Origin of the sequence: Candidatus Sulfurimonas marisnigri, from assembly GCF_015265475.1 — a bacterium.
Classification (GTDB): Bacteria; Campylobacterota; Campylobacteria; order Campylobacterales; family Sulfurimonadaceae; genus Sulfurimonas; species Sulfurimonas marisnigri.
The window spans coordinates 1,898,140-1,921,273 of record NZ_CP054493.1; the positions used below are offsets into that span (position 1 = coordinate 1,898,140).

At 34.1% G+C, this 23,134-nt stretch carries 25 protein-coding genes; 16 read left to right on the plus strand and 9 right to left on the minus strand.

Annotation, left to right across the window (positions count from 1 at the left end):
- Nucleotides 1–70 precede the first annotated feature (70 nt).
- Genes HUE87_RS09590 through HUE87_RS09605 form a run of 4 tightly spaced genes read left to right on the plus strand, consistent with a single transcriptional unit; the run spans nt 71 to nt 3,052 of the window.
- Nucleotides 71–1,675 (plus strand): ABC-F family ATP-binding cassette domain-containing protein, encoded by a 1,605-nt coding sequence (locus HUE87_RS09590; protein ID WP_194366174.1) that lies wholly within the window; start codon nt 71–73, stop codon nt 1,673–1,675.
- A complete protein-coding gene (locus HUE87_RS09595; protein ID WP_194366175.1) occupies nt 1,662–2,498 on the plus strand; it encodes a DUF5718 family protein in 837 nt (278 codons plus the stop codon). Before HUE87_RS09590 ends, HUE87_RS09595 begins: the two co-directional genes overlap by 14 nt.
- Nucleotide 2,499: 1 nt before the next feature.
- Nucleotides 2,500–2,715, plus strand: a complete 216-nt coding sequence (locus HUE87_RS09600) for a DUF1653 domain-containing protein (RefSeq protein ID WP_194366176.1) — start codon at nt 2,500–2,502, stop codon at nt 2,713–2,715.
- Nucleotides 2,708–3,052, plus strand: a complete 345-nt coding sequence (locus tag HUE87_RS09605; protein WP_194366177.1) for a translation initiation factor — start codon at nt 2,708–2,710, stop codon at nt 3,050–3,052. The genes HUE87_RS09600 and HUE87_RS09605 overlap by 8 nt, the downstream gene beginning before the upstream one ends.
- On the opposite strand, the gene HUE87_RS09610 is transcribed toward HUE87_RS09605, so the two are convergent.
- Nucleotides 3,049–4,347 (minus strand): diguanylate cyclase, encoded by a 1,299-nt coding sequence (locus tag HUE87_RS09610; protein WP_194366178.1) that lies wholly within the window; start codon nt 4,345–4,347, stop codon nt 3,049–3,051. The two genes, HUE87_RS09605 and HUE87_RS09610, sit on opposite strands and share 4 nt — an antisense overlap.
- 157 nt (nt 4,348–4,504) lie before the next feature.
- Between HUE87_RS09610 and HUE87_RS09615 the strand changes: the two genes are divergently transcribed.
- The 12 genes from HUE87_RS09615 to HUE87_RS09670 all read left to right on the plus strand — a co-directional run bounded on the left by HUE87_RS09615 (nt 4,505) and on the right by HUE87_RS09670 (nt 14,563).
- A complete protein-coding gene (locus HUE87_RS09615) occupies nt 4,505–5,173 on the plus strand; it encodes a Crp/Fnr family transcriptional regulator (protein WP_194366179.1) in 669 nt (222 codons plus the stop codon).
- Nucleotides 5,170–6,180, plus strand: coding sequence for a type IV pili methyl-accepting chemotaxis transducer N-terminal domain-containing protein (locus HUE87_RS09620; protein ID WP_194366180.1), 1,011 nt, complete (start codon nt 5,170–5,172; stop codon nt 6,178–6,180). Before HUE87_RS09615 ends, HUE87_RS09620 begins: the two co-directional genes overlap by 4 nt.
- Before the next feature lie 162 nt (nt 6,181–6,342).
- Complete coding sequence (gene napA, locus HUE87_RS09625) at nt 6,343–9,186, plus strand: nitrate reductase catalytic subunit NapA (RefSeq protein WP_194366181.1); 2,844 nt, start codon at nt 6,343–6,345, stop codon at nt 9,184–9,186.
- A 16-nt stretch (nt 9,187–9,202) separates the two neighbouring features.
- Nucleotides 9,203–9,991 carry a ferredoxin-type protein NapG gene (gene napG / locus HUE87_RS09630; RefSeq protein ID WP_194366182.1) on the plus strand — a complete coding sequence of 263 codons (789 nt, stop codon included), beginning with the start codon at nt 9,203–9,205 and terminating at the stop codon, nt 9,989–9,991.
- Nucleotides 9,991–10,818, plus strand: coding sequence for a quinol dehydrogenase ferredoxin subunit NapH (gene napH / locus HUE87_RS09635; protein WP_194366183.1), 828 nt, complete (start codon nt 9,991–9,993; stop codon nt 10,816–10,818). The genes napG and napH overlap by 1 nt, the downstream gene beginning before the upstream one ends.
- Nucleotide 10,819: 1 nt before the next feature.
- Nucleotides 10,820–11,530 (plus strand): nitrate reductase cytochrome c-type subunit, encoded by a 711-nt coding sequence (locus HUE87_RS09640; RefSeq protein WP_194366184.1) that lies wholly within the window; start codon nt 10,820–10,822, stop codon nt 11,528–11,530.
- A complete protein-coding gene (locus HUE87_RS09645; RefSeq protein ID WP_194366185.1) occupies nt 11,531–12,016 on the plus strand; it encodes a ferredoxin-type protein NapF in 486 nt (161 codons plus the stop codon).
- Nucleotides 12,016–12,966, plus strand: coding sequence for a WD40 repeat domain-containing protein (locus HUE87_RS09650; protein ID WP_194366186.1), 951 nt, complete (start codon nt 12,016–12,018; stop codon nt 12,964–12,966). The genes HUE87_RS09645 and HUE87_RS09650 overlap by 1 nt, the downstream gene beginning before the upstream one ends.
- A gap of 14 nt (nt 12,967–12,980) precedes the next feature.
- Nucleotides 12,981–13,424 carry a PAS domain-containing protein gene (locus HUE87_RS09655; protein ID WP_194366187.1) on the plus strand — a complete coding sequence of 148 codons (444 nt, stop codon included), beginning with the start codon at nt 12,981–12,983 and terminating at the stop codon, nt 13,422–13,424.
- 18 nt (nt 13,425–13,442) lie between these two features.
- Nucleotides 13,443–13,832, plus strand: coding sequence for a chaperone NapD (locus HUE87_RS09660; RefSeq protein WP_194366188.1), 390 nt, complete (start codon nt 13,443–13,445; stop codon nt 13,830–13,832).
- A 3-nt stretch (nt 13,833–13,835) separates the two neighbouring features.
- Complete coding sequence (locus tag HUE87_RS09665) at nt 13,836–14,135, plus strand: hypothetical protein (protein ID WP_194366189.1); 300 nt, start codon at nt 13,836–13,838, stop codon at nt 14,133–14,135.
- Nucleotides 14,135–14,563, plus strand: a complete 429-nt coding sequence (locus HUE87_RS09670) for a hypothetical protein (RefSeq protein WP_194366190.1) — start codon at nt 14,135–14,137, stop codon at nt 14,561–14,563. The genes HUE87_RS09665 and HUE87_RS09670 overlap by 1 nt, the downstream gene beginning before the upstream one ends.
- Here HUE87_RS09670 and HUE87_RS09675 read toward each other — a convergent pair.
- Genes HUE87_RS09675 through HUE87_RS09710 form a run of 8 tightly spaced genes read right to left on the minus strand, consistent with a single transcriptional unit; the run spans nt 14,535 to nt 23,133 of the window.
- The gene (locus tag HUE87_RS09675) at nt 14,535–15,839 is read right to left on the minus strand and encodes an aminopeptidase P N-terminal domain-containing protein (RefSeq protein ID WP_194366191.1); all 1,305 of its coding nucleotides are present in this window, start codon (nt 15,837–15,839) and stop codon (nt 14,535–14,537) included. The genes HUE87_RS09670 and HUE87_RS09675 overlap by 29 nt on opposite strands.
- The gene (locus HUE87_RS09680; RefSeq protein WP_194366192.1) at nt 15,836–16,432 is read right to left on the minus strand and encodes an ABC-type transport auxiliary lipoprotein family protein; all 597 of its coding nucleotides are present in this window, start codon (nt 16,430–16,432) and stop codon (nt 15,836–15,838) included. Before HUE87_RS09680 ends, HUE87_RS09675 begins: the two co-directional genes overlap by 4 nt.
- A gap of 3 nt (nt 16,433–16,435) precedes the next feature.
- Entirely contained in the window at nt 16,436–17,398 is a 963-nt protein-coding gene (locus tag HUE87_RS09685; protein ID WP_229855124.1) for an MlaD family protein, read from the minus strand.
- Nucleotides 17,391–18,131, minus strand: coding sequence for an ABC transporter ATP-binding protein (locus HUE87_RS09690; protein WP_194366193.1), 741 nt, complete (start codon nt 18,129–18,131; stop codon nt 17,391–17,393). Before HUE87_RS09690 ends, HUE87_RS09685 begins: the two co-directional genes overlap by 8 nt.
- The gene (locus HUE87_RS09695; protein WP_194366194.1) at nt 18,131–19,252 is read right to left on the minus strand and encodes an MlaE family lipid ABC transporter permease subunit; all 1,122 of its coding nucleotides are present in this window, start codon (nt 19,250–19,252) and stop codon (nt 18,131–18,133) included. The genes HUE87_RS09690 and HUE87_RS09695 overlap by 1 nt, the downstream gene beginning before the upstream one ends.
- Before the next feature lie 10 nt (nt 19,253–19,262).
- On the minus strand, nt 19,263–19,757 hold the full coding sequence (locus HUE87_RS09700; protein WP_194366195.1) for a chemotaxis protein CheW: 495 nt from the start codon (nt 19,755–19,757) through the stop codon (nt 19,263–19,265).
- Nucleotides 19,757–22,180, minus strand: a complete 2,424-nt coding sequence (locus HUE87_RS09705) for a hybrid sensor histidine kinase/response regulator (RefSeq protein ID WP_194366196.1) — start codon at nt 22,178–22,180, stop codon at nt 19,757–19,759. Before HUE87_RS09705 ends, HUE87_RS09700 begins: the two co-directional genes overlap by 1 nt.
- Nucleotides 22,181–22,182: 2 nt before the next feature.
- The gene (locus HUE87_RS09710; RefSeq protein ID WP_194366197.1) at nt 22,183–23,133 is read right to left on the minus strand and encodes a chemotaxis protein; all 951 of its coding nucleotides are present in this window, start codon (nt 23,131–23,133) and stop codon (nt 22,183–22,185) included.
- Nucleotide 23,134: the final 1 nt, after the last annotated feature.

Here is a 23,134-nt window from a genome sequence, read left to right on the forward strand (position 1 = left end):
TAAACAACTTTCAGCTACAATCGCGAAAAACAATAGGCACATCCCTTGTGCCTAAGCGAGAGATATAATCATGGTATATGTAAATAATTTAATAATGCGCTTTGGAAATAGAGTTCTATTTCAAGACATAAATCTTAAACTAGATCGTCATAAAAGATATGGACTTATCGGTGCAAATGGCGCTGGTAAAACAACTTTCTTAAAAATTCTTTGTGGTCAAATCGATGAATATGAAGGCGATATCAGTATTGAAAATGGTGCTAAAGTTGGAGTTCTAGGGCAAAATCAGTTTGCTTTTGAAGAGTATACAATTATGGATGCTGTTTTATACGGTAACAAAAGACTTTACGATGCAATCAAAGAGAAAGAGTTACTTTATGCAACTGGTGACTTTGAAGATGATGCTGTTAATGACCGTCTTGCTGAGCTAGAAGTTATCTCTGTTGAAGAAGACCCTACCTATGAGTATGATGTAAATATTGCTAAAATTTTAGAGAATGTTGGTATTCCTGCAAGCAAACACTATGACCTTATGTCAAGCCTAGATAGTGCAGATAAATTCAAAGTTTTACTAGCACAGGTTTTATATCCAAAACCTGATGTTTTATTTCTTGATGAGCCTACCAACAACCTTGATATTGAGACTATTAGCTGGTTAGAAAATGAACTTCAACGCCATGAAGGCACTATGGTTGTAATCTCACACGATAGACACTTTTTAAATGCTGTTGTTACTAATATACTTGATGTTGATTACCAAAAAATTCGTGAGTTTACAGGTACATATGATGACTGGTATATTGCGGCTAACGTAATAGCGAAACAACAAGAGCTTGGTAATGCTAAAAAAGAGAAAGAGAAAGAGGAGTTAGAAGCTTTTGTTCGTCGATTTTCAGCAAATGCCTCAAAAGCTAAACAGGCAACATCAAGACAGAGAAAACTTGATAAACTTGTTATTGATGATATTAAACCCTCTTCTAGAAGAGACCCTAGCATTGTTTTTAAAGCAAAAAGAGTTATGGGTGATGAAGCTCTAAATCTTGTTAACATAAATCACTCTTATGGTGACAATGAAGTTCTAAAAGACATAAACCTAAAATTCGATCCAGATGAAAAAGTTGCACTTATAGGTCCAAATGGTGCAGGTAAAACAACATTGGTAAAAATTATTATGGAAGAGATGAAACCAACAAGTGGTGAAGTTCACTGGGGTGCAACAGTTGAAAACAGTTACTTTCCACAAGACACAGCAGATACGATTAAGGGAAAAGGAACTCTTTATGATTGGCTAAGAGGATTTGACCCTAAGCGTGATATTGCTGAGATTAGAAACTGCCTTGGTCGTATGCTTTTTAATGGTGAGCAGCAAGAAAAATCTGTAGTAAGTATCTCTGGTGGTGAAAAACACAGAATGATGCTTAGTAAGATGATGCTTGAGGGTGGAAACTTTTTAGTTTTAGATGAGCCTTCGAATCATCTTGACCTAGAGGCTATTATTGCACTTGGTGAAGCACTATTAAACTTCAAAGGGAATGTTATCTGTGTATCTCATGACCGTGAGCTACTAGACGCTTTTGCTAATCGTATTATCGAAATACATGCGGATGGAAGCTTAACAGACTTCAAAGGTTCTTATGAAGAGTATGCTGAGGCCAAAGTAAGTGGACGTATATAAAGATTTTTTAGGGCTGGGAATTGCAGGTAACTTTGCACTTCACCTAGCTCAAGCCGGTGAACTAGAAGACTTCAAAGATATTATAACAGCCGATGAAGCAGCTCCTAAAGGGATGTTCCCTTTTCACCTTCCTCTACATGTAGAAAAAGCAAAAGCAATTTTAAACACCTACCCTCTCTCAAGCACTACCATTAAACTTCCAAATAAAGATGTCAATATTCAGGCTGAGCCAGAAATTGGACTTACATGTAGACTTGAATATATAGATAACAAACTCTCTAAAATTATTCCAACCCATTTTGGTGCCTATAACGACTGCTCCATAAGAGTAAAAGGTGCAAGTAAGATTAGTGACAAAAAAAACTGGGGCGAAGCATCTAAAGGAATTAGTGACAACTTAATTGCCATTGACAAATTTAGCGCTGGCGGAGTTATGGACAACTACTCAATATGCAGTTTTTTAAGAAGAGATGGTGAAGTTCACTCTTATGGTGAAGATGTAGAACTAACCGGTTATAGCTACTTTTACGAGAAGCTTCTTGACTGGATGACTAATCAAATAAATACTCAAGAAGATTTTGGTCCGCTGGAAAATTTGAGTGAGTATATATCTACATGTAACAATCCAAAAGAAGCAATTATAAGCATCGGGGCTACTAGATACACCCCTTATGGAGAGTGTACATTTTTAAAAACTGGAGATGAAGTAGTTATTGTTGTTTACAATGCCAAAAGCACTTCACATGCAGAAGTCTTAAAAAGTGTTAAAAACAGCTCCTACGATAAAGCTAACATGAGTGTTTTAGCTCAAAAGGTTTTGTAGTATGAAAACAGGTATCTATGAACATTATAAGGGTAACCGCTATGAAGTCATAGATACCCTCAGACATAGTGAGACAGAGGTGCTTATGGTTCTTTACCGCACAATGTATGGAGATGAAGATCTATGGGCTCGACCATACAATATGTTTTTTGAAGAAGTAGAAGTAGATAACAAATTAGTTCCTCGGTTCAAATATATAGGAAAAAAAAGTGTCTAGAGGCAAAAAACTAGATATCTTTATCGGTGCAGATATTGATGATAGCTGGTCAGAAATTCAATCGCCAAGAAAAACAACTATCTCTAATGAAATTTTAGAGCCATCAAAACACTTCTTATTTTTTAAAAAAGAAAAACGCCGTGGTAAAACTGTGACTCTTGTTGGTGAGTTTCATCTTCCCTCAAATGATTCTGAAGCTACTCTGAAAATTTTGAAGAAAAAGCTTGGTTGTGGTGGAACTTTTAAAGATGGGTGGATGGAGCTTCAAGGCGAGTTAAAAGATAAGCTTAGAGCTCTACTAGCAGCAGAAAAGTTTAGGTTTAAGAATGGGCACTAAGCGCTAAACTCTTTTTTCTTTTCACTCTTAACTTCAACATTTTTCTCTTCACTCTTAACTTTAACAGTTTTTGCTTCACTAATATCTGTAGTAATATTATATCGGTCTCTTCCACTATCTTTTGCTTTGTAGAGCATCTCATCAGCGCGAGATAAAAGTATCTCATCATTTAAAGCTTCATCAGCAATGCAACAAACAACACCAATAGAAATAGTTACAAACTCATTTGCCTTAGAAGCTGAATGTTTGATTTCTCTGCCTCTAACGGAGTCACAAATATCTCTAGCTAAATTTGCACTATTAGATTCATCTGTCTCTGTAAGTAAAATTCCAAACTCTTCTCCGCCAAGCCTAAATACAAAATCTCCAGGTCTTTTGAGTGTGTCTTGTAGTACTTTTGCAACACTTTTAAGAGCAAAATCTCCCTCAATATGCCCATAAGTGTCATTATATTGCTTAAAGAAGTCAATATCGAGCATCATAAAAGTTATATGTGTATGATTTCTTTTTGCCCGCTTTAGTTCTCTGTCGTAGACAAGGTTAAAATATCTTCTATTATAGAGATTTGTTAAAGAGTCTGTATATGAAACATTTTCCAGCTTTTTATTAGCTACCTTTAGTCTCTTTGTTGCAATCTCTAATGCTGTCTGGTCTTTTTGAATACTTTTAAATACATAATACGATATTAACATTACACCGAAAATTACAATGCTAAGTATAAAACTAACTTCAAGCAGTAAACTATCATAAACTTCTAGAAATTTCTTTCTCTCATACTTAGCAACACCTACTTCATAAGCAATTAGTTTATTTAGTACTTTGTGAATATGTGAAATCTTTTTTTCTAAACTTAATATAGATATATCTTTAATATTGTGTCCATCAGATAAAGCTTTTAATATTTTATAAAAATATTGATTAGTTGAGTTAACTTCAAGTGCCGTGTACTCAACATATCCAAACTCTTTATCTCTTTTAAAATGAGATTCATATTTTTTCCACTCTCTATTAATACTATTAACTGAGTTTTGAATCTTTGATTCAACTTCACTTCGAGTAATTTCAGAGTTTTTAGCTCTGTATATTGTATGTGCCAAATCAGAATGATATATTTGTAAAATTGAATTAAGTTCAATCACCGGAACTAGTGAGCCGAAATACAGGGAATCCAAGTTTTTTTTCATTGAATTTAGATTTATTGTACCCATGATGCCTAGGAAGAATAGACCAACTGCTATGAGTATAAAAATAAATAATAGTTTACTTCTAAGCTTTAAAGCTTCTATAAAATTCATCTCTCTCCCTGTTAAACATCATTAAACTAAAGCAAACACTATTCCAAATATAAAATTTCTATTAGAAATATAAGACTTTTAGATAAAATACATTATGTTTAAGATTTCCAAGAAAATTGTAACAATTACTATAATTTTAAGAAGTGAGTGAAAAGTTATGAATGAAAAGTTATATCATATAAAACAACTCTTTTTTTTTGATTCACTTAACAGTGAGATGTTAAATATAATTGATAGTATCTCGAGGGTGGTTAAATATCCAAAAAACTCAATCCTTTATTATGAAAATGATACTAACAATAAAATATTTTTTTTAGTATCTGGACTTTTAAAAGTTTACAAAATAGATAAGTTTGAAAATGAAATCTTTCTTTACAATATACATAAAAATTCTCTTATTTCCGAACTTACCACTCTAGACAATAATATAATTCATTGTTTTTCTAATGCTGAATTTATGGAAGATAGTACTATACTTGAAGTTGATTTTTTAGAGTTTAAAGCACAGTTCTTATCTAAAAACATACTAAACACTGAGTTTATAAATGAGATACTCTCAAAAACGCAGCAACTTCACTGTGTTGTAAACAGGGAGTTGGTATTTGATGCAACTGCAAAAGTTGCTTTTACCCTGTGTGATGATTTGGAAATGTTTAATACACTTAAAAGGACTGAAGTATCTTTTATGTTGCATATTCAACCAGAGACACTCTCTAGAGTTTTAAAAAAGTTAAAAAGAAGTTCTATCATCAATATTGAAAACTCTATAGTCACCATTCTTGATAAAAAGCTACTTCAAAATATATATAATGGTGGATTACTATGATTAAAACAACAAAAATGAGTACAAAAATCAAACTATTAGGCTCTATGCTAACAGTTCTAATGATTAGTGTAATAGGAACTACTATATACCTCAACCAGCAAAATACGAAAGATGCCCTTGTTGTAAATATTGTTGGAAAACAAAGAATGTTAACTCAAAAAATTGCTAAAAATATTTTTTATATATATCATAGTTCTAATAAAGATTTTACTGAACTAGATTCGGCTGCTAATGAGTTTATTAATGGTCTGAAGATTTTAGAACATGGGGATAAAGATAAAGAGATTTTAGCTGTTAATACATATAGTATCTCTACGCAACTTAAAAATGTCAATAAACTTTGGGTTAACTTTTATGAAAATATTCAAAAGTTTAAACTTCTCAATAATTCAAAATTTAGTATAAGTAAAGAGCTTGAAAAAGTCGTTAATTCTATATATGAACAAAACACCATCCTTCTTGATAATGTTGATAAACTAGTAACTATGTATACAAACCACAGTGAAGAGAAAACTAATTTCATAAAAACTTTCCAATACTTATCGGGAATTACATTCTTAATTTTACTTATATACTCACTAACAAAGTTAAGAGCGATGGAGTCACATGTAGATTCTTTTATACAGCACTCCAAAACACTCATAAATAATGAAAATATATCCAAGATTACACCAATAAAAATCAAACCTGAAAGCGAGAGTGAGATAGCTGAAGTTGGTGATACTATTAATTGTTTTATTCAAAAAATAAACTCTGCTATCGAACACTCCGACGAGGCTCTGAGACAATCACAGTATGCATCTTCCAAACTAGAGGAGCTTACTGATGAGTTTGACACTATCATAAATGAACTGCAAGATAATTCATTAGCATCTAAACACCTCAACAATAGCGAGGACATTGTCATTGAATCAACAGAGGTTTTAATAAACTCAACTCATAAACTTTCAAACCTAAAAAAAGAGTTAGAGAAACTTACTAAAAGTTGTCAAATAGTTAAACCATAAATACCCTCCCCTGCCAACGACCTAAGCTGTAAACATATAAGTTTTAGCTTAATTATAATCACTAAGCTATTGACATAAGTCAAGTAATTTATAAAAATTATGTGTTATACTTCTTTTTGTTAATTTATACATAACAAAAAATATTATCTAACAGGAGAGAATATGACACTTTCTAGAAGAGAATTTCTTAAGAGTTCAGCGGCGGCATCTGCGGCAGCGGCAGTTGGTATGAATGTACCGGCAAATTTGCAAGCAGCAGCTACTCAAGCTGAAGGTGACTGGAGATGGGACAAGGCAGCTTGTCGTTTCTGTGGTACGGGTTGTGGTATTATGATGGCTACTAAAAATGGTAAGATTGTAGCTGTTAAAGGTGACCCTGCGGCACCAGTTAATCGTGGTCTAAACTGTATTAAGGGTTACTTTAATGCAAAGATTATGTACGGTGCCGACAGGCTAACCAAGCCATTACTTAGAATGGATGCAAATGGCAACTTTGACAAAAAAGGTAAATTTGCACCTATATCTTGGGAAAGAGCTTTTGATGAGATGGCAATAAACATCAAAAAAGCACTTAAGCATGCTGGACCTGAAGGAGTTGGTATTTTTGCTTCTGGGCAATATACAATTATGGAAGGTTATGCAGCTCAAAAAATGATGAAAGCTGGCTTTAGATCAAATGCTATTGATCCAAATGCACGTCACTGTATGGCATCGGCTGTTGTTGGTTTTTACCAAACATTTGGTGTTGATGAACCTTCTGGCTGTTATGATGATATTGAACTTACTGACACAATAGTTACATGGGGTTCAAATATGGCAGAGATGCACCCTATTTTATGGTCTCGCGTTACTGACAGAAAACTTTCAGACCCTGAGAGAGTAAAAGTTATAAGTATTCAAACTTATACTCACAGAACTTCAGATTTAGCTGATACGGAAATCATATTCTCTCCAAATACAGATATAGCTCTATGGAACTACATTGCAAGAGAAATCGTAATGAGAGATGAAGCTGAAGGTATTATAGATTGGGATTTTGTTAAGAAACATATGATTTTTGCAGCTGGTCCAGTAAACATTGGTTATGGTATGAGAAGGGCTGGTGAGAAATCAATATCTCCTGTAAACTCTGATGGTAGTGCCGGTCAATATTCTGCTTTAGAGATGCAAACAATCAATAAAGAGATGAAAACAACTGTTTCTGCAAAAGAGGGACCTGCTTTAGAGCCTTTTGGTTATAAAGCTGGCGACACTATGAATCATACTGCTGGTACATTAGGTCACTGGGAAATTTCATTTGAAGAGTATAAAAAATCTTTAGAACCATACACATTAGAATATACTGCAAGTCTTACAAAGGGTGATCCGGATGAGTCCCTTGAGAGCTTCAAAGCAAAACTTCAAGAGTTAGCTAACTTGTATATTGAAAAGGGGCGAAAAGTAGTATCTTTTTGGACAATGGGAATGAATCAACATACTCGTGGTACTTGGGTTAATACACTTGCTTACAATGTTCACTTTTTGTTAAATAAACAAGCTAATCCTGGTGAGGGAGCATTTAGTTTGACTGGTCAGCCTTCTGCTTGTGGAACAGCTCGCGAGGTTGGTACATTTACACATAGACTTCCAGCGGATATGATGGTTGCAAATCCTAAACATAGAGCTATCGCTGAAGAAAAATGGAGGGTTCCAAATGGGACAATAAATGGTGTTGGTAAACAACATATTATGAAAATCCACCGTGATATCCAAGATGGCTTAATTAAATTTGCTTGGGTAAATGTTTGTAATCCATATCAAGATTCAGGATCCGCAACTCACTGGTTAAAAGCAGCCCGTGAAATGGATAACTTTATTGTTACCTCTGATGGATATCCTGGTATATCTGCAAAAGTATCTGACCTTATCCTTCCAACGGCTATGATTTATGAAAAATGGGGAGCATACGGAAATGCTGAACGCCGTACTCAACATTGGAGACAACAAGTTCTTCCTGTTGGTGATGCAATGTCTGATACTTGGCAATGGGTTGAACTCTCTAAGAGATTTACTGTTAAAGATTTATGGGGTGCGCAAGCGCCATCTGGTCCGAGAAAAGATGCGCTTCCTAGTGTTATAGAGCAAGCAAAGGCTATGGGTTACAGCGAAGATACAACAATGTTTGATATTTTATTTGCAAATAAAGTTGCTAAAACTTATAAACTTGACCAAAATGACCCAATTCAAAAAGGGTATGACAACTCTGAGGGTTATGGAGACAGCAGAAATGTTGTTGGTTCTGATGGGAAAGTATTTAAAGGATATGGTTTCTTTATACAAAAATATCTTTGGGAAGAGTATGCTGCGTTTACACGTGGGCATGGACATGACCTTGCACCATTTGATATGTACCATAAAGTTCGTGGTCTTAAATGGCCTGTTGTTGATGGAAAAGAGACAGCATGGAGATTTAATGCTAAGTATGACCCATATGCAGCAAAAGCAACTAAAGAGAGTGGTAACTCACATGCATTCTACGGAACGCTTGCAAAAGCACTCCAAAGTGGTAACCTAGGCGGAAAAGATAAAGATTCTAAGAAAAAATCACTGGCAAATAAAGCCAAGATATTTGCTCGTCCGTACATGGATCCTCCAGAAATGCCAGATGCAGAGTACGATATTTGGTTAAATACAGGTCGTGTTCTTGAACATTGGCACTCAGGTACTATGACTATGCGTGTTCCTGAACTATATCGTGCAGTTCCTGAAGCGCTATGTTATATGCATCCGAGTGATGCAAAGAATAAAGACCTTAAACAAGGTGGTTTATGCTGGATAGAGTCCCGTCGTGGCAAAGTTAAAGCCAGAGTTGAAACTCGTGGTAGAAATAGACCACCAAAAGGGTTAGTATTTGTACCTTGGTTTGATGAAAAGGTATTTATCAACAAAGTTTGTCTAGATGCAACATGTCCTATGTCAAAACAGACAGACTTTAAAAAATGTGCTGTAAAAATTTACAAAGCATAAGAGGTTATACTAAAAAATGAAAACTGAGGCAGTTAGCGATAGAAGAAAGTTTATCCTTAATATGGCTAGAAGTGCTGGTATAACAGCACTTGGTGGTTTTATTTGGAGTGCATATGTTGATGAAGTTACAGCTTCACAACTTTTACTCCGTCCACCTGGAGCTATAAAAGAAGAAGATTTTCTAAAAACATGTATAAAGTGTGGGCTATGCGTTTTAGCTTGTCCTTACGATACACTATTGCTTGCTAAACCAGGTGACAATAAACCTCTGGGAACTCCATATTTTATCCCTAGAGATATACCTTGTTACATGTGTACAGATATTCCGTGTGTTCCTGTTTGTCCTACGGGAGCACTTAATGAGTCAAGTGTTACAACAGATAAGAAGCTGGATATAAACGCTGCCGATATGGGGCTAGCTGTTATAGACAGTGAGAGTTGTATAGCTTTTTGGGGTATCCAATGTGATGCGTGTTATAGAGCTTGCCCATTGTTGGGTGAGGCTATATCAATAGTATATGAAAAAAATGAGAGAACTGGTAAACATGCCTTTATGAAGCCAGTTGTCCATGCCAATATCTGTACCGGCTGTGGTTTATGTGAAAGAGCTTGTGTTACAGAAAAAGCATCTATATTTATACTTCCAAGAGAAGTTGCTATGGGAAAAGCTGGCGATTACTATATTAAAGGCTGGGATAAAGAGGACGAAAAGCGTTTAGAAAATGCAATGGAAATCAAAACGAAAACTGAAATAAGTAAAGAGAGTGCTATTGATTCTTTAAATAGCGAAGAGGAGTTGTACTAATGGCTACGCTATGGAATAACTACCGATATCTATTTTTTAGAAGATTTACACAATTAAGTATATTGGTTTTATACTTTTTGGCTAATGCTTGGGGGTGGAGTGTTCTAAAGGGTAACCTTAGTTCATCTCTGCTTTTGAATACCGTTCCTTTAAGTGATCCTTATGCAGCACTACAAATGCTTGCAGCGGGTGCCGTTTTAAGTGCAGATTTACTTCTAGGTGCATTTATAGTTACTATATTTTATCTGCTAATTGGCGGTCGCGTCTTTTGCAGCTGGGTCTGTCCGGTTAATATAGTTACAGATGCGGCAGCGCTTCTAAGAAGAAAACTTGGCGTTGATGCTATTTCAAGAAGACAGCCAGCTTCGCGAAACATGCGATACTGGGTTTTAGTATTAAGCTTGATAATCTCAGCTATTATGGGTATTACAGCCTTTGAGTTTATATCACCAATATCTATGCTTCATAGAGGTATAGTATTTGGTTTAGGTTTTGGTTGGGCAGCAATGCTCATAATATTTCTTTTTGACTTATTCGTCTTAAAGAATGGTTGGTGCGGACATGTATGTCCACTTGGTGGATTCTATTCACTATTAGGCAACTTTAGTCTAATAAGAGTAAGTCATTCCGAAGAGAATTGTACTTTATGTATGAAATGCAAAACTGTTTGCCCTGAGCACCAAGTACTACACATGGTTGGCAAAGAGAGTTTACCTGTCCTATCAGGTGAGTGTACAAATTGTGCTAGATGTATTGAAGTTTGTGATGATGATGCTCTTAATTTTTCAATACGAAACCTAGCAAAAAATAAAACAACGGGAGAGTAAAATGAAAGCAATAAGAAAGATAACAATTGGTTTGGTTGCTACTACACTACTAATAGTTGGTTGTGGAGATAAAACTAAAGCTGCTTCAGCAGGTGATGCTGAAGCACTTAAAGTTGTAACTGAAGAGTCTTTAGGTCTAAGAAAAACTGACATATATACAGAAGCAGGTACTGCCGCTGAGAAAACTGAGTATAGAACAGCTGCAGCTGGTGGAAGTTTAAAAATCAAAAGAGCATTTCAAGATGCTCCACCAATGATTCCGCATGATACTGATGGAATGCTACCTATTAAGATTGGTGACAATCAGTGTACAGGTTGTCATATGCCTGATGTTGCTGAGTATATGGATCCAAAGCCAACGCCTATTCCTGTATCTCATTTTACAGACTTTAGACCCAAGCACGGTGTTGTAGATGGTATATTCAAAAAAGCTGTAGACAACTACAAAAATGAAGTTGCTATAAAAGAAACAGAGAAGCTTCAAGGTTCAAGATTTAATTGTACCTTATGTCATGCTCCTCAATCTCAAGGGAATTTAGCGGTTGAAAATACTTTCGAAGCTAAGTTTACTTCTAAAGATGGTGCGAGTAAGTCAAGTTGGGCTGGAACTACTTTAACAGACTCCCTGGACACAATTAAGGGTGAAAGCTTTGTAACAGATGAAAACATTGCAAACAAAGATTCTGCTGCTGGTTATTTAAACGAGCACTAAATGAACAATAGAAGAGAGCTTTTTAGCTCTCTTGTTTCTTCTTTAAACACAAAGAACAATCAAGAGAAACTGATAAGACCGCCTTACTTTGGTGATGAATCTCTTTTTCATAATGAGTGTAGCAAATGTGACGCAAAATGCGCCACTGTTTGTGAAGAAGAAATAATTAAAATTGAAGATGACAGAACTCCATATTTAGACTTTTCTTTGAGCGGATGCACATACTGTGACGAGTGTGCAAAAGCTTGTGAGTTTGGTGTTCTACATGTAGAAGATAAAAAGCTGATTAATATACATGTAACTATTAATAAAAGTACATGTCTTAGTTGGAATCATACTATGTGTTTCTCTTGTAAAGACCCATGCTTGGATGATGCAATAGATTTTAAAGCGATGTTTATGCCTGAAATTAATGATAAATGTACATCTTGTGGATTCTGTATAAATAAATGTCCAACAAATGCAATAGATATAAAGGTGCTGTAGTGAATAAAATCATACTTATAGGTATTTTGCTGACATCTCTGTTTGGAGCAGACATAAAACAGCCTACTGGACACTTTATCTCCAGTGGCAATGTTGTTGATTTGGTATATAAAGAGGGCAAAGTTTACAGTGGCACAGATGCTGGGACGGTTGATATATTTGATTTTAAAAGTAAAAAACTTCTAAAGCAAATAAAACTAGAGCAGATAAAAGATTTTACAGGTGATGATGTTGATTCTAAAGTTTTTTCTGTTGATATTATTGATGATAAAATACTTATTCTTTCACAAACAAAACAAGGGTATAGAAGAGTCCATATTCATCAAAACAACAAAACAGAGCTTTTAATTGATTTTTCAAAAGCTCTCACTATTGCAAAAGCTAAATTTTTAAATAAAAGCACAATTTTATTGGGACTCCTTAGTAGTGAACTTATTTCATATGACATGACAACTGCTAAGCAAAATTGGTCCATTCAAGTAAGTGGCGCTAAGTTCTCTGACTTTTGTTTAAACGAGGAGAAGAGTGAGGTAGTAGTTGCAGATGAGAGTGGTAATCTAAAGATCCACAGCATAAAAAATGGCAAATTTATAAGAGTTCTGGAGGGACAAAATCTAGATAATGTTTTTCAGGTTGATTATAAAAATAAAATTATCGCTACAGCAGGTCAAGATAGAAGAGTTGTGATATATACTACTTCATCAAACCAGGCATATTATAAACAGTCAAATTTCTTAGTGTACAGTGTTGGTCTATCGCCAAGTGGCAACAGAGTGGCTTATGCCAGTGATGAAAACAACAATGTAACTCTATTTAACACTGCGACTAAATCAACTTTAGGAATATTTGGTGGAAACAAAATCACACTATCAAATATAGTATTCGTCAATGAGAATGATTTTTTAGTCTCAAGTAATGACAAAATTATTAATCTATACAGTGTAAAATAAATCAGGAGTAATAAATGGATTATAACAAAAGTGAATTTCTAATAGAAACAGAAGTTCCCCAAGATGAGCTTATTATTTCAAGAACTGATCTTAATGGAAACATTACATATGTAAATGATGTCTTTTGTAAAATAAGTGGCTACAAACCAGAAGAGCTTTTAGGAAAACAGCACAATATTGTTAGGCACCCTGATATGCCAAGTGTTGTTTTCAAAGATTTATGGGAGACGATTAAAAGTAAAAAACAGTGGACCGGTGTTGTAAAAAACATGCGTAAAGATGGTGGTTACTACTGGGTTCAGGCAATTGTTTCTGGAGTTTATAATGAAGGGGTTTTGGTTGAGTATAAATCACTAAGAACTCCTATAAGCTACGCTGAAAAATTAAAACATCAGAAGTTATATGATAAAATCCGTCAAGAAAACGGCGAAAAAATAAGAAAAATAATATATCAATAAATTATAAAAGGAAATAAAATGAATGTATCAAGCATAGTAGTTCAAACAGTACCAAAATATCTAGAAGAGGTTGTTCAGAGTCTAAAAGATTGTGAAGTATGTGATTATCATATGCATGATGAAAAAGGTAGAATCATAATTACAATAGAGGGTAGTGGTGTTTCTGAGGAGCTGGAAAAACTTAGAGTTATAGAAAACATTCCACATGTAGTTGCCGCTGATATGCAGATGGCATATAGTGAGGATGAGCTAGATGCACATATGGAAGTAATTGCTAATGGTGACGCTGTTCCTAAAATACTAAATGACGATAGCGCTAGAGTATCAGATATTACATATAATGGTGATTTAAAGAAAAAAGATGATTTAATTACATTTACTAAAAAATTTGATGAAACTAAGAGATAAGAGATGTCTGCAATATTTAAATCAATAATAAAAATGGCTGATGGTAGTAATGAAGATTGGTATATAGAACTTACAGATATTGCCGATGAGAGAGTGGAAATTTGTAAAGATTTGCAAGAGTACTCTAAAAAAATTGAAGAACTTGGTCGTGATTATGGTGGAAATATTGAAGAAGTCAGATGGAGTAAAGATGACAATGTGCCTCCACATATTATGGATATTGTTAGATTTGAGATGTCTAAACTTCAAAAAGATATTGAGGAAGAGACAGGTAAGTCACTTTTCGGTGAAGAGGATAAATAATGGAGGCTAAAGCTATAAAGACAGACAAATATTTTAATCCAAGTGAAATTTCAAAACACCTTGAAAATGTAGAGTATATTATAATGGCAGCTCCTGCACCAAGTAGTTTTAAAAACACTCCAATTCAATTTACAATCTTTTTAAATACAGATGAGAAGCTACCACAAGATGTTAAAGATGCTATTTTAGATAAGTTTTTAGATGAAAACTCAATAAAGAGTCCAATAGAGGTAATGAGCCAGTTAATGCCTGTTGGATTTTCAATGAGTTCACAAGACACTCCAATGCCACTGCTTTTAGTATCACCAGAAGATCAAAGAAGTATACCCTACTCCGTAATGCATGTAATGGACTTTCTAGCCGATTCTGACAACTTTTATGAAGCAAAAACACATAAGCTTACAGGATGGACGTATTCATATAATTAGATGAAGATATAGATTCTATCTCTTCTATTGTTTTTGCAATACCTATGGAGAGGTTTTTGTAGCCATTTTGAGTAACTAGAATGTCATCTTCAATTCTAATCCCAATACCTCGATACTCTTTGGGCACATTTTTATCATCTTTGTCTATATATAATCCAGGCTCTATAGTTAAAACCATACCTTTTTTAAGTGGTATTTCTTTCTTTTTATCATCCAAGTAAGGAGCCGTATCGTGAACATCCAGGCCCATCCAATGACCTATTCCATGCGGATAATATTTTTTGTGTTTCTTATTTTTAATTAGCTCTTTGTAGTCACCCTTTAAAATACCAAGTTTAACCATCCCTTTTGTTAACAATATCTCCGCTTTAGCTTGCAAATCACTTCGTTTCACATTTGGCTTAATCATCTCTATTATCTCAAGCTGAGTATTCAAGATTAAACTATACAACTCTTTTTGTGCTTTTGTAAATACACCACTTACAGGAATAGTTCTTGTAATGTCACTTGCATAGTATTCATACTCACATCCTGCATCTATTAAGATAAGTTCTCCATCAACTAGCGGTTGATTATTATCTATATAATGAAGCGTATTAGCACTGTTTCCACATGCTACTATAGATGTATATGCATCACTGTATGCTCCATTTTTTTTAAATTCATACTCTATTTCTGCTTGAAGTTCAAACTCATTTTTACCTATTTTCTTACTACGCATTGCCCGATTATGAGCTTCTGTAGTTATAGCTACTGCTCTGTTTATTAAATTTATCTCAGAAGTAGATTTTACAAGTCTCATTTTTTGTACATGTAAAACTATATTATCAAAAGTTTTAATCTCTTTTGATAATTTTAAAACCTTTTTTAATCTTTTATCTTTAGAATCTAAATCATAATATAAATATTTTTTATTCGCTAAATACTCTTTTATACTCTTTTTAAAATAATCAGTAGTGTAAATTTCATCAACAAAAAATCTTTTTTTTGCCTCTTTAACGCCTAGTCTTTTCCCGTTCCAAAGCTCTAACTGTTCATCTTTTTTTTGTAGAAATATAACTGTTTTAACACTCTCTTTTTCTTTAATAAAGACTAAACTTGCATTGTCTTCTCTAAAGCCTGTAAGATAATAAAAGTCACTATTTTGCCTATATGGATATTCTGTGTCGTTTGATCTAGTCTTACATGTAGCGCTAAATATAACACCTACTGAACTATTATAAAGTTTTTTGGCTAACTTATCTCTTCTTTTTTTATACTCATTCTCTGTTATCACTTACAAACTCCATTAAGCCACTCTAAACTTTGTTCTAATACATTAGATAATGAAGCGTTCAACGCTTCCACTCCGCCATCTGCATTAAGAGTAGTTGAATTAACTTTAGACTTAAATGTTTTAGCTGAAAGTACTTCTCTTGTTTTTAAATCAATAAGTGTTAAACTTATTACAACATTAGCATATGATTCTTTTAAGTCTTCGCTGTAATACTGCATAAAATCTTCTATATTTATCTCTAAAATCAAATCTCCATTACTTCTAGATTTTGATATTTGAACATTTTTAAAGAGATTACTATCTCTTACTTTTTCATATATTTGTAAAGTTATAGCATGGTTTGGTGTTTCACTCCATTGAGACTCCGTATATGAAAAGATTTTATTTTCATCTTGCCCGTAATTCATTTTTAAAGACATAAGCACACTAGAACTAAATGCTTGTGACACCTTTAATGATTTATCTAGATAACCATCTGCTCTGCTATTTGTATTTATATTCTTAGCCACTACCCGGTACTCTGTAACAGAAGGTTTCGTTGTGGTACAACCTGAGAGTAAAAACAAACTTGCAATCATTAAAATTAGTTTCATATATTAATCCTCACCTGGTCCTTTTTTTATTTTTTCCTGCGTAAATATCATATCTCCTGGACTTCTTTCATACTGGTTAATAGCTTCTTCTATCTTTACAATAAGCTGTTGCATTGATAAAAAAGTATTGTTCATAGTTGGAACTACGTCACTTGTAATCTCTTTTAAATTAAAATCACCACTCGACACTGCTTTTTTAAATACATCCATTGAGTCTTGAATACCAATATAGCTATTTTTAATTGAATGAAAAGAACCTGATATTTTATTTTCCCATTCTACACTGTTTTCTAAAAATATATCTATGCGCGGCATTATTTCATCTAGCTTTTTCGTACTACTGTTAAGATTTTTCATAGCTGATTGAAAATCATTTATTGTTTTATCGTCTAACAATAGATTCATTTTATCCATAAACTTAGCACTGTTTTTCAGTAAAAGTGAAACTTGAATCTGATTTTCACCATCGAGTAACTCTTGAGTTTTCATTAATGTTGTTGATAAATTATCCGAAAAATTTCCAAATGATGACTCAAGCTGATTAAACAGTGAAGGAATAGTTTTTATTACTGGATAATCTTCTCCTTCTTTAGCTTCTAAAGGCTCTGCATTGCTATCATCAAAACTAAGATTAATATAACTTAAACCTGTTATACCATGCGAATTCAATTTGGCAACAGTTGATGACTTTATAGGTGTGGTTTTTAAAACACTGATTAACACCTCTACTTTTTGAGAGTTTTTTTGGTTAATGCTAAGTTTTACAACCTTTCCAACACCAACGCCTCTGTACTTTACTGATGCATCAACATTAAGACCTAATACAGATTCATCAAAGTATATAAGATATTTTTGCTTCTCATCTTCAGACGATGGCTTTAAAAGCCAGTACGTAAACCCAAGCATCATAGCCAAACTAAAAAGTACTAAAAAACCAATTAAACTATAATTTACTCTATTATTCATTATGATTCCCAAAAAATATCTGTATAAACTCACTCTCTACAGACTTTATACTATCTAAACTTCCCTCATAAACTATCTTTTTATTGTCAATAATTGCGACAGAATCAAGTGTATCATAAATAGAATGTAAGTCGTGTGAAACCATTACAATTGTTAATCCCAACAGCTCTCTAAGCTTTAAAATTAAAGAATCAAATTCTCTTGCTGAAATAGGGTCCAATCCGCTAGTAGGTTCGTCTAAAAAAAGAAGTTTTGGATCCATTGCTAAGGAACGAGCTAAAGCTGCTTTTTTCTTCATCCCTCCACTTATTTGAGATGGATACAAATCTGCATCCTGTAGTTTCAATCCGACTATATTTATCTTAAACTCAACTATCTCATTAATCATCTTTGCAGACAAGTCTGTATACTCTATTAAAGGAATAGCAATGTTGTCTCTTAGGCTTAAAGATGAAAAGAGTGCTCCGCCCTGAAATAAAACTCCCCATTTTCGTCTTAATTGCTGGGCATCTTGATGTTTAATTTGATGTAATTTATGTCCCAAAACTTCAATATGTCCACTGTAGTTATTTTGCAGCATTACCATTTCACGAAGAAGAGTAGTCTTTCCACATCCACTTGGACCCAAAAGGCCATAAATCTCACCCTCTTTCACACTTAGACTTACTCCGTCATGCACCAATCTATCATCAAAAATAGTTCTAATATCTCTGAGCTCAATAAGGTTACTCATCATATCCCCAAATTAGTGAATGCTATTGAGAATACTGCATCACAAATAATGACAGCAAAAATAGATTCTACAACACTTTTAGTTGTATTAAATCCTATACTTTGAGTATCATTTTTAACCATTAAACCTCTATAAAGTCCTATAGTTGCAATAAAAAAAGCAAAGAAAGGTCCTTTAACAATTCCAATAAAAAAGTGTTTTACAGCTATAACATCACTAAATCTGTCTAAAAATAGATTTACTGTGATATCCAAATCTACATTTGCCACGAACATCCCACCTAAAATGGCCATTACATCTGATAAAAAGATAAGTATTGGCATCGCTATCATTAAAGCAATTACACGAGGGAGCACTAAAAACTTATATGGGTCAAAACCCATAGTTCTCATAGCGTCAAGTTCCTCAGTAATTTTCATAGCACCGATCTGAGCTGTAAAAGCAGAACCGCTTCTTCCCGCAATTACTATAGCTGTAATAAGTGGTGATATCTCTCTTAGTATCGACAATCCAAGTATATCTACTATAAATACATTTGCCCCGAACAATTTCAATTGAAATGCTGACTGGTACGCCACTACTATACCTATTAAAAAGCTAGTGATTGCTACAATGCCAACTGCTTTTATAGCACTTTCGTTTATCTCAAAAGCAATCTCTTTATATCTTATATTTTTAACTGAAAAAAAATAATAGAGTATATTTGCAAATAACTCACCCATAAAAGCCATAAAAAGTAAAACTCCTTTGTAGCTTTTATAAATTTGAAATCCTATTTTCTCTATGATACTTATATCTTTAATAAGTGGAATTTCAGTCGTATTTTGTTTTTGATATTTTATTAATTCTAATATTTCTAATATTTCTCTATTATTGCAAAGCAGATTGTTTTGTATGTTTTTTGAGGAGAGTTCAGTTTGTAAATTGTATATAAAAATAGAAGCGGCACTATCTAAAAATGAAAGATTTAAAAAGTCTATATCTACGGTTTCAACACCATTAAGATCTATTGAAGATATCTGTTTTTGACATTTTGAAATATTGTAAAGGGTCAACTCTCCTATGAATCTAAGGGAGAGTCTACTATCTGCATGTTCAATTTCAAAAGATGAGTGATACATGTAAAAACTACTAAAAATCTCTTTCTAGCAGTTTATTCACTTTAAGGATAGTAATAATTCTATCCTCTTGTTTACCAACTCCATCAATAGCTGTATCGTCACCACTCATTGTATCTGGTGCTGGACCAATATCTAACTTTTTAATTCTTATTGCCATGGTAAGTCTATCGATTACAAAGCCTGCAATATCATGCCCGTCTCTCATAACAATAAAACGAGTCTCGTCAGTGTGTTTTTTAGGGCTTAGTCCAAATTTTGTACGAAGATCTATTAGTGGTATAACTGCGCCACGCATATTAAATACACCAACAACATGCTTTGGAACTTGGGGGACTCTAGTCCACGGAAAAGGCTTAATGATTTCTTGAATTGCTAAAATTGGAATAGCATACTCCTCATCACCAATTACAAATCCGACCAGTTGAACTACCTCATCTGTAATTATTCCTGAATCATTTTGTTGTGCACTTTGCTTATCAATTATCTGTTTTAATTTATCACTCATTATAAAAACTCCGATTTAAAATTAACATTTCTTTGAACTACACTTGATAGGTAGTCAGCAGAGTATGGTTTAGTAATATATTCAACCATTCCAGATTCAACACCGCGCATACGATCAGATTTGCCAGTACGTGACGTTACAGCTATGAGAGGCAGATTTTTATAACGATTATATTTTTTAATCTCATTAGCAAGAGTGTATCCGTCCATTCTAGGCATTTCAATATCTACCAACATTGCATCAAAATTATGATCACCCTGCTTTAAAATATTTAGTGCTTCTTGCCCATCGCCTGCTTCAACTAAAGTTATTCCTAATGGTTCAAGTGCTTTTCTCATAATCGTTCTATCTGTTTTAGAATCATCAACAATCATGACAGTATAATCACTTCTTTTTGTCTTCTCTTGTGTTAACAGAGCCGCATTTGATGCACTATCATTTGTGATTGTTGATTTTACTTTTTTAGCTATATCCATAAGTGCTATAACATCGACAATAAGAGTAACACCACCATCACCACGAATAGTTGCACCAGCTACACCTTCTATACCTTTTAGGAAATCACCAAGTGATTTAATAACTATCTCCTCTTGTCCAACAAGAGTGTCTACTATAAGACCTAGCTTACTAGTTCCTAAACCTAGAACAACAACATAAGCGTGCTCACTTGAATCCAATATACGTTCAACCTCAAAAATATCTCCAATATGAACCAAGGAGAGAACATCATCACGAAGTCTCATTACAGAGCGACCTTCAACTGTGTAAATTTCATCTTTTGAAATTCTAACAGTTTCTAAAACTGATGCTAAAGGGATAGCATAATGTTCCTCTTGAACACCAACCAGTAGTGCTTGAATAATAGCCAAAGTAAGAGGAATTTTCAACTTAATAGATGTTCCAATTCCCATCTCACTATCAATATCTATAATACCGTTCACTTTCTCAATATTAGTTTTTACAACGTCCATCCCAACGCCACGGCCAGAGACATTTGTAACTGTAGCTGCTGTAGAAAATCCAGGCCTCATAATAAGACCAAAGGCCTCTTTATCACTCATATTATCAGCTTCTTTTTCGGTAATAAGACCTTTTTCTAGGGCCTTATTTTTTAAAACTTCTGAATCAAGCCCCTTACCATCATCATCGATTTGAATAATGATTTGGTTACCTTCATTATATGCAGTTAACTTGATAGTTCCTTGTTCATCTTTCCCCTGTTCAGCACGAATTGATGGAATTTCAATACCGTGGTCACATGAGTTTCTTATAATATGAACTAAAGGATCACCAACTTCTTCAACAATAGATTTGTCAAGCTCAGTATCTTCACCAGAGATATCAAGTTCAATTTTTTTGTTTAATTCACGAGTTAAATCGCGAATCATTCTTGGAAACTTATTAAAAACTTTACCAATTGGAAGCATTCTTGTTTTCATAACAGCTATTTGCAAGTCTGTTGTCACAAGAGAAACAATAGAAACGACTTGATTTAACTCCTCAAGAAACTCCTCTCCCTCATAGCGCTCCTCTACATCATCATTAATCTTAATAAGTCTGTTCTTAGCAAGAACCAGTTCGCCGATTAAATTCATCAGGTGATCAAGTCTGTTTACGTCAACGCGTATTGTTTGCTCAACAGTTGTCGCTTTTTTTGCAGGTGCTGCTGCTTTTGTATCGTCTACTGGTTCAGCTTTTGTTCTGGATACTGAAGAAGGAGTTACATGTACAGGAGCTGTTACAACTGGCTGAGGAATTACTTCTTCTTCTAAAGTATCTTCATCAGTAGGATCTAGAGATGGAACACTCTCTCCGGCTGCTATTTTAGCTTCTCTCTTAATCTTATCTTCAATCTGTCTTGCATTGAGAAGCCTCTCTATCTCTGCTTCGAGTTCATCTGCATCCATACTATCGTAATCTGGCTCGTCACCAGAAGCTTCCGGCACTACCACTGGAGATACTTCTTCAATAATTGGAGTAACTTCTTCTACTACAGGAGCAACTTCTTGTGCTGCTGGTGGAGCTTTAACTTTTCCCTCTCCTCCACTGACTTTATCAAGTCTAGCAACACATTCAGCTACATCTATGCCAGCATCTTGACTTGTATCACGAATAGTTTCAAGGAGTGCCTTCATTAAATCTATTGATTGTAAAATAACATCCATAACGTCTGCATCTATTAATAAGTCACCATGTCTAGCTTTATTTAATACATCTTCCATATGGTGAGTCAAATGTGTAAGAACATCAAAGTTTAAAAATGATGATGCACCTTTAACAGTATGAGCAACACGAAATATACCATTTAAAAGTTCTAAATCGTTGGGTCTACTCTCTAATTCTACCAAATCATGATCTAATTGTTCAATCAGCTCAAAAGACTCAACTAAAAAATCCTGTAGTATCTCCTGAAATTCATCCATATTTACGCTCCTGTTTTCATATGTGCACGTATTATCCGTGACACTTCTTCATAAAATGTTTTAGCTTTAAACTTAACTAAATAACCTTCTCCGCCAGCTTCCTTACCCCTAGCTTCACTAAAGTGATCACTAATAGATGAGTTAAATACAATTGGAATACCTTTAAATCTGGCGTCATCTCTGACATTTGCTGCAAAGTGAAAACCATCCATTTTTGGCATCTCAACATCAGAAATAATTATTTTAAGGTTATTTGACACATCTTCCCCATACATTTTGTATAGCTCATCAAGCTTTTCAAGACCCTCTTCTCCATCTCCAGCTTCCATAACTTTAAAGCCCATCTTAACAACTGCTTCTTTCACTATTCTTCTTGCTGTTGGACTATCATCTAAAATGAGTGCTAATCCGGAAAATTTTTCTATCTCATCAGGAAGGCTTTGTGTATCAGGTGCATATAGTCCCAAATCTTCAACAACACTCTCTAGGTCCAAAATAAGAAGTACATTATCCCCTTCTATTCTAGTTACACCTGTTATCTTACTTCCTTCAAGCGATCCAGATTCACCCACAAAAGATGCTGGTTCAATATCTGACCAATTAATTCGTCGTATTCTTTTAGCATCATGAACTATAAAGCCAATTAAAACGTTGTTAAACTCTGTAATAATTACTCTTGAGTTTTTTTCAGATTCCTCAGGTACTATAATTCCCATCCATTTTGCTAAATTAACAACGGGAATCACAACATCTCTTAAATCGAAAATTCCTTCTATATAATCTGGTGTTCCTGGCAATTCTGTTAAATGTGGTATTTTAATTATTTCTCGAACTTTTGATACATTGATGCCATAAATTCCCTCATATACTTGGTCGTCTTCTTGCTTGAAAATGCGAAAGTCAACAAGCTCCATCTCATTAGAGCCAACTTTCAGTGATTCATCTCTTGTCATA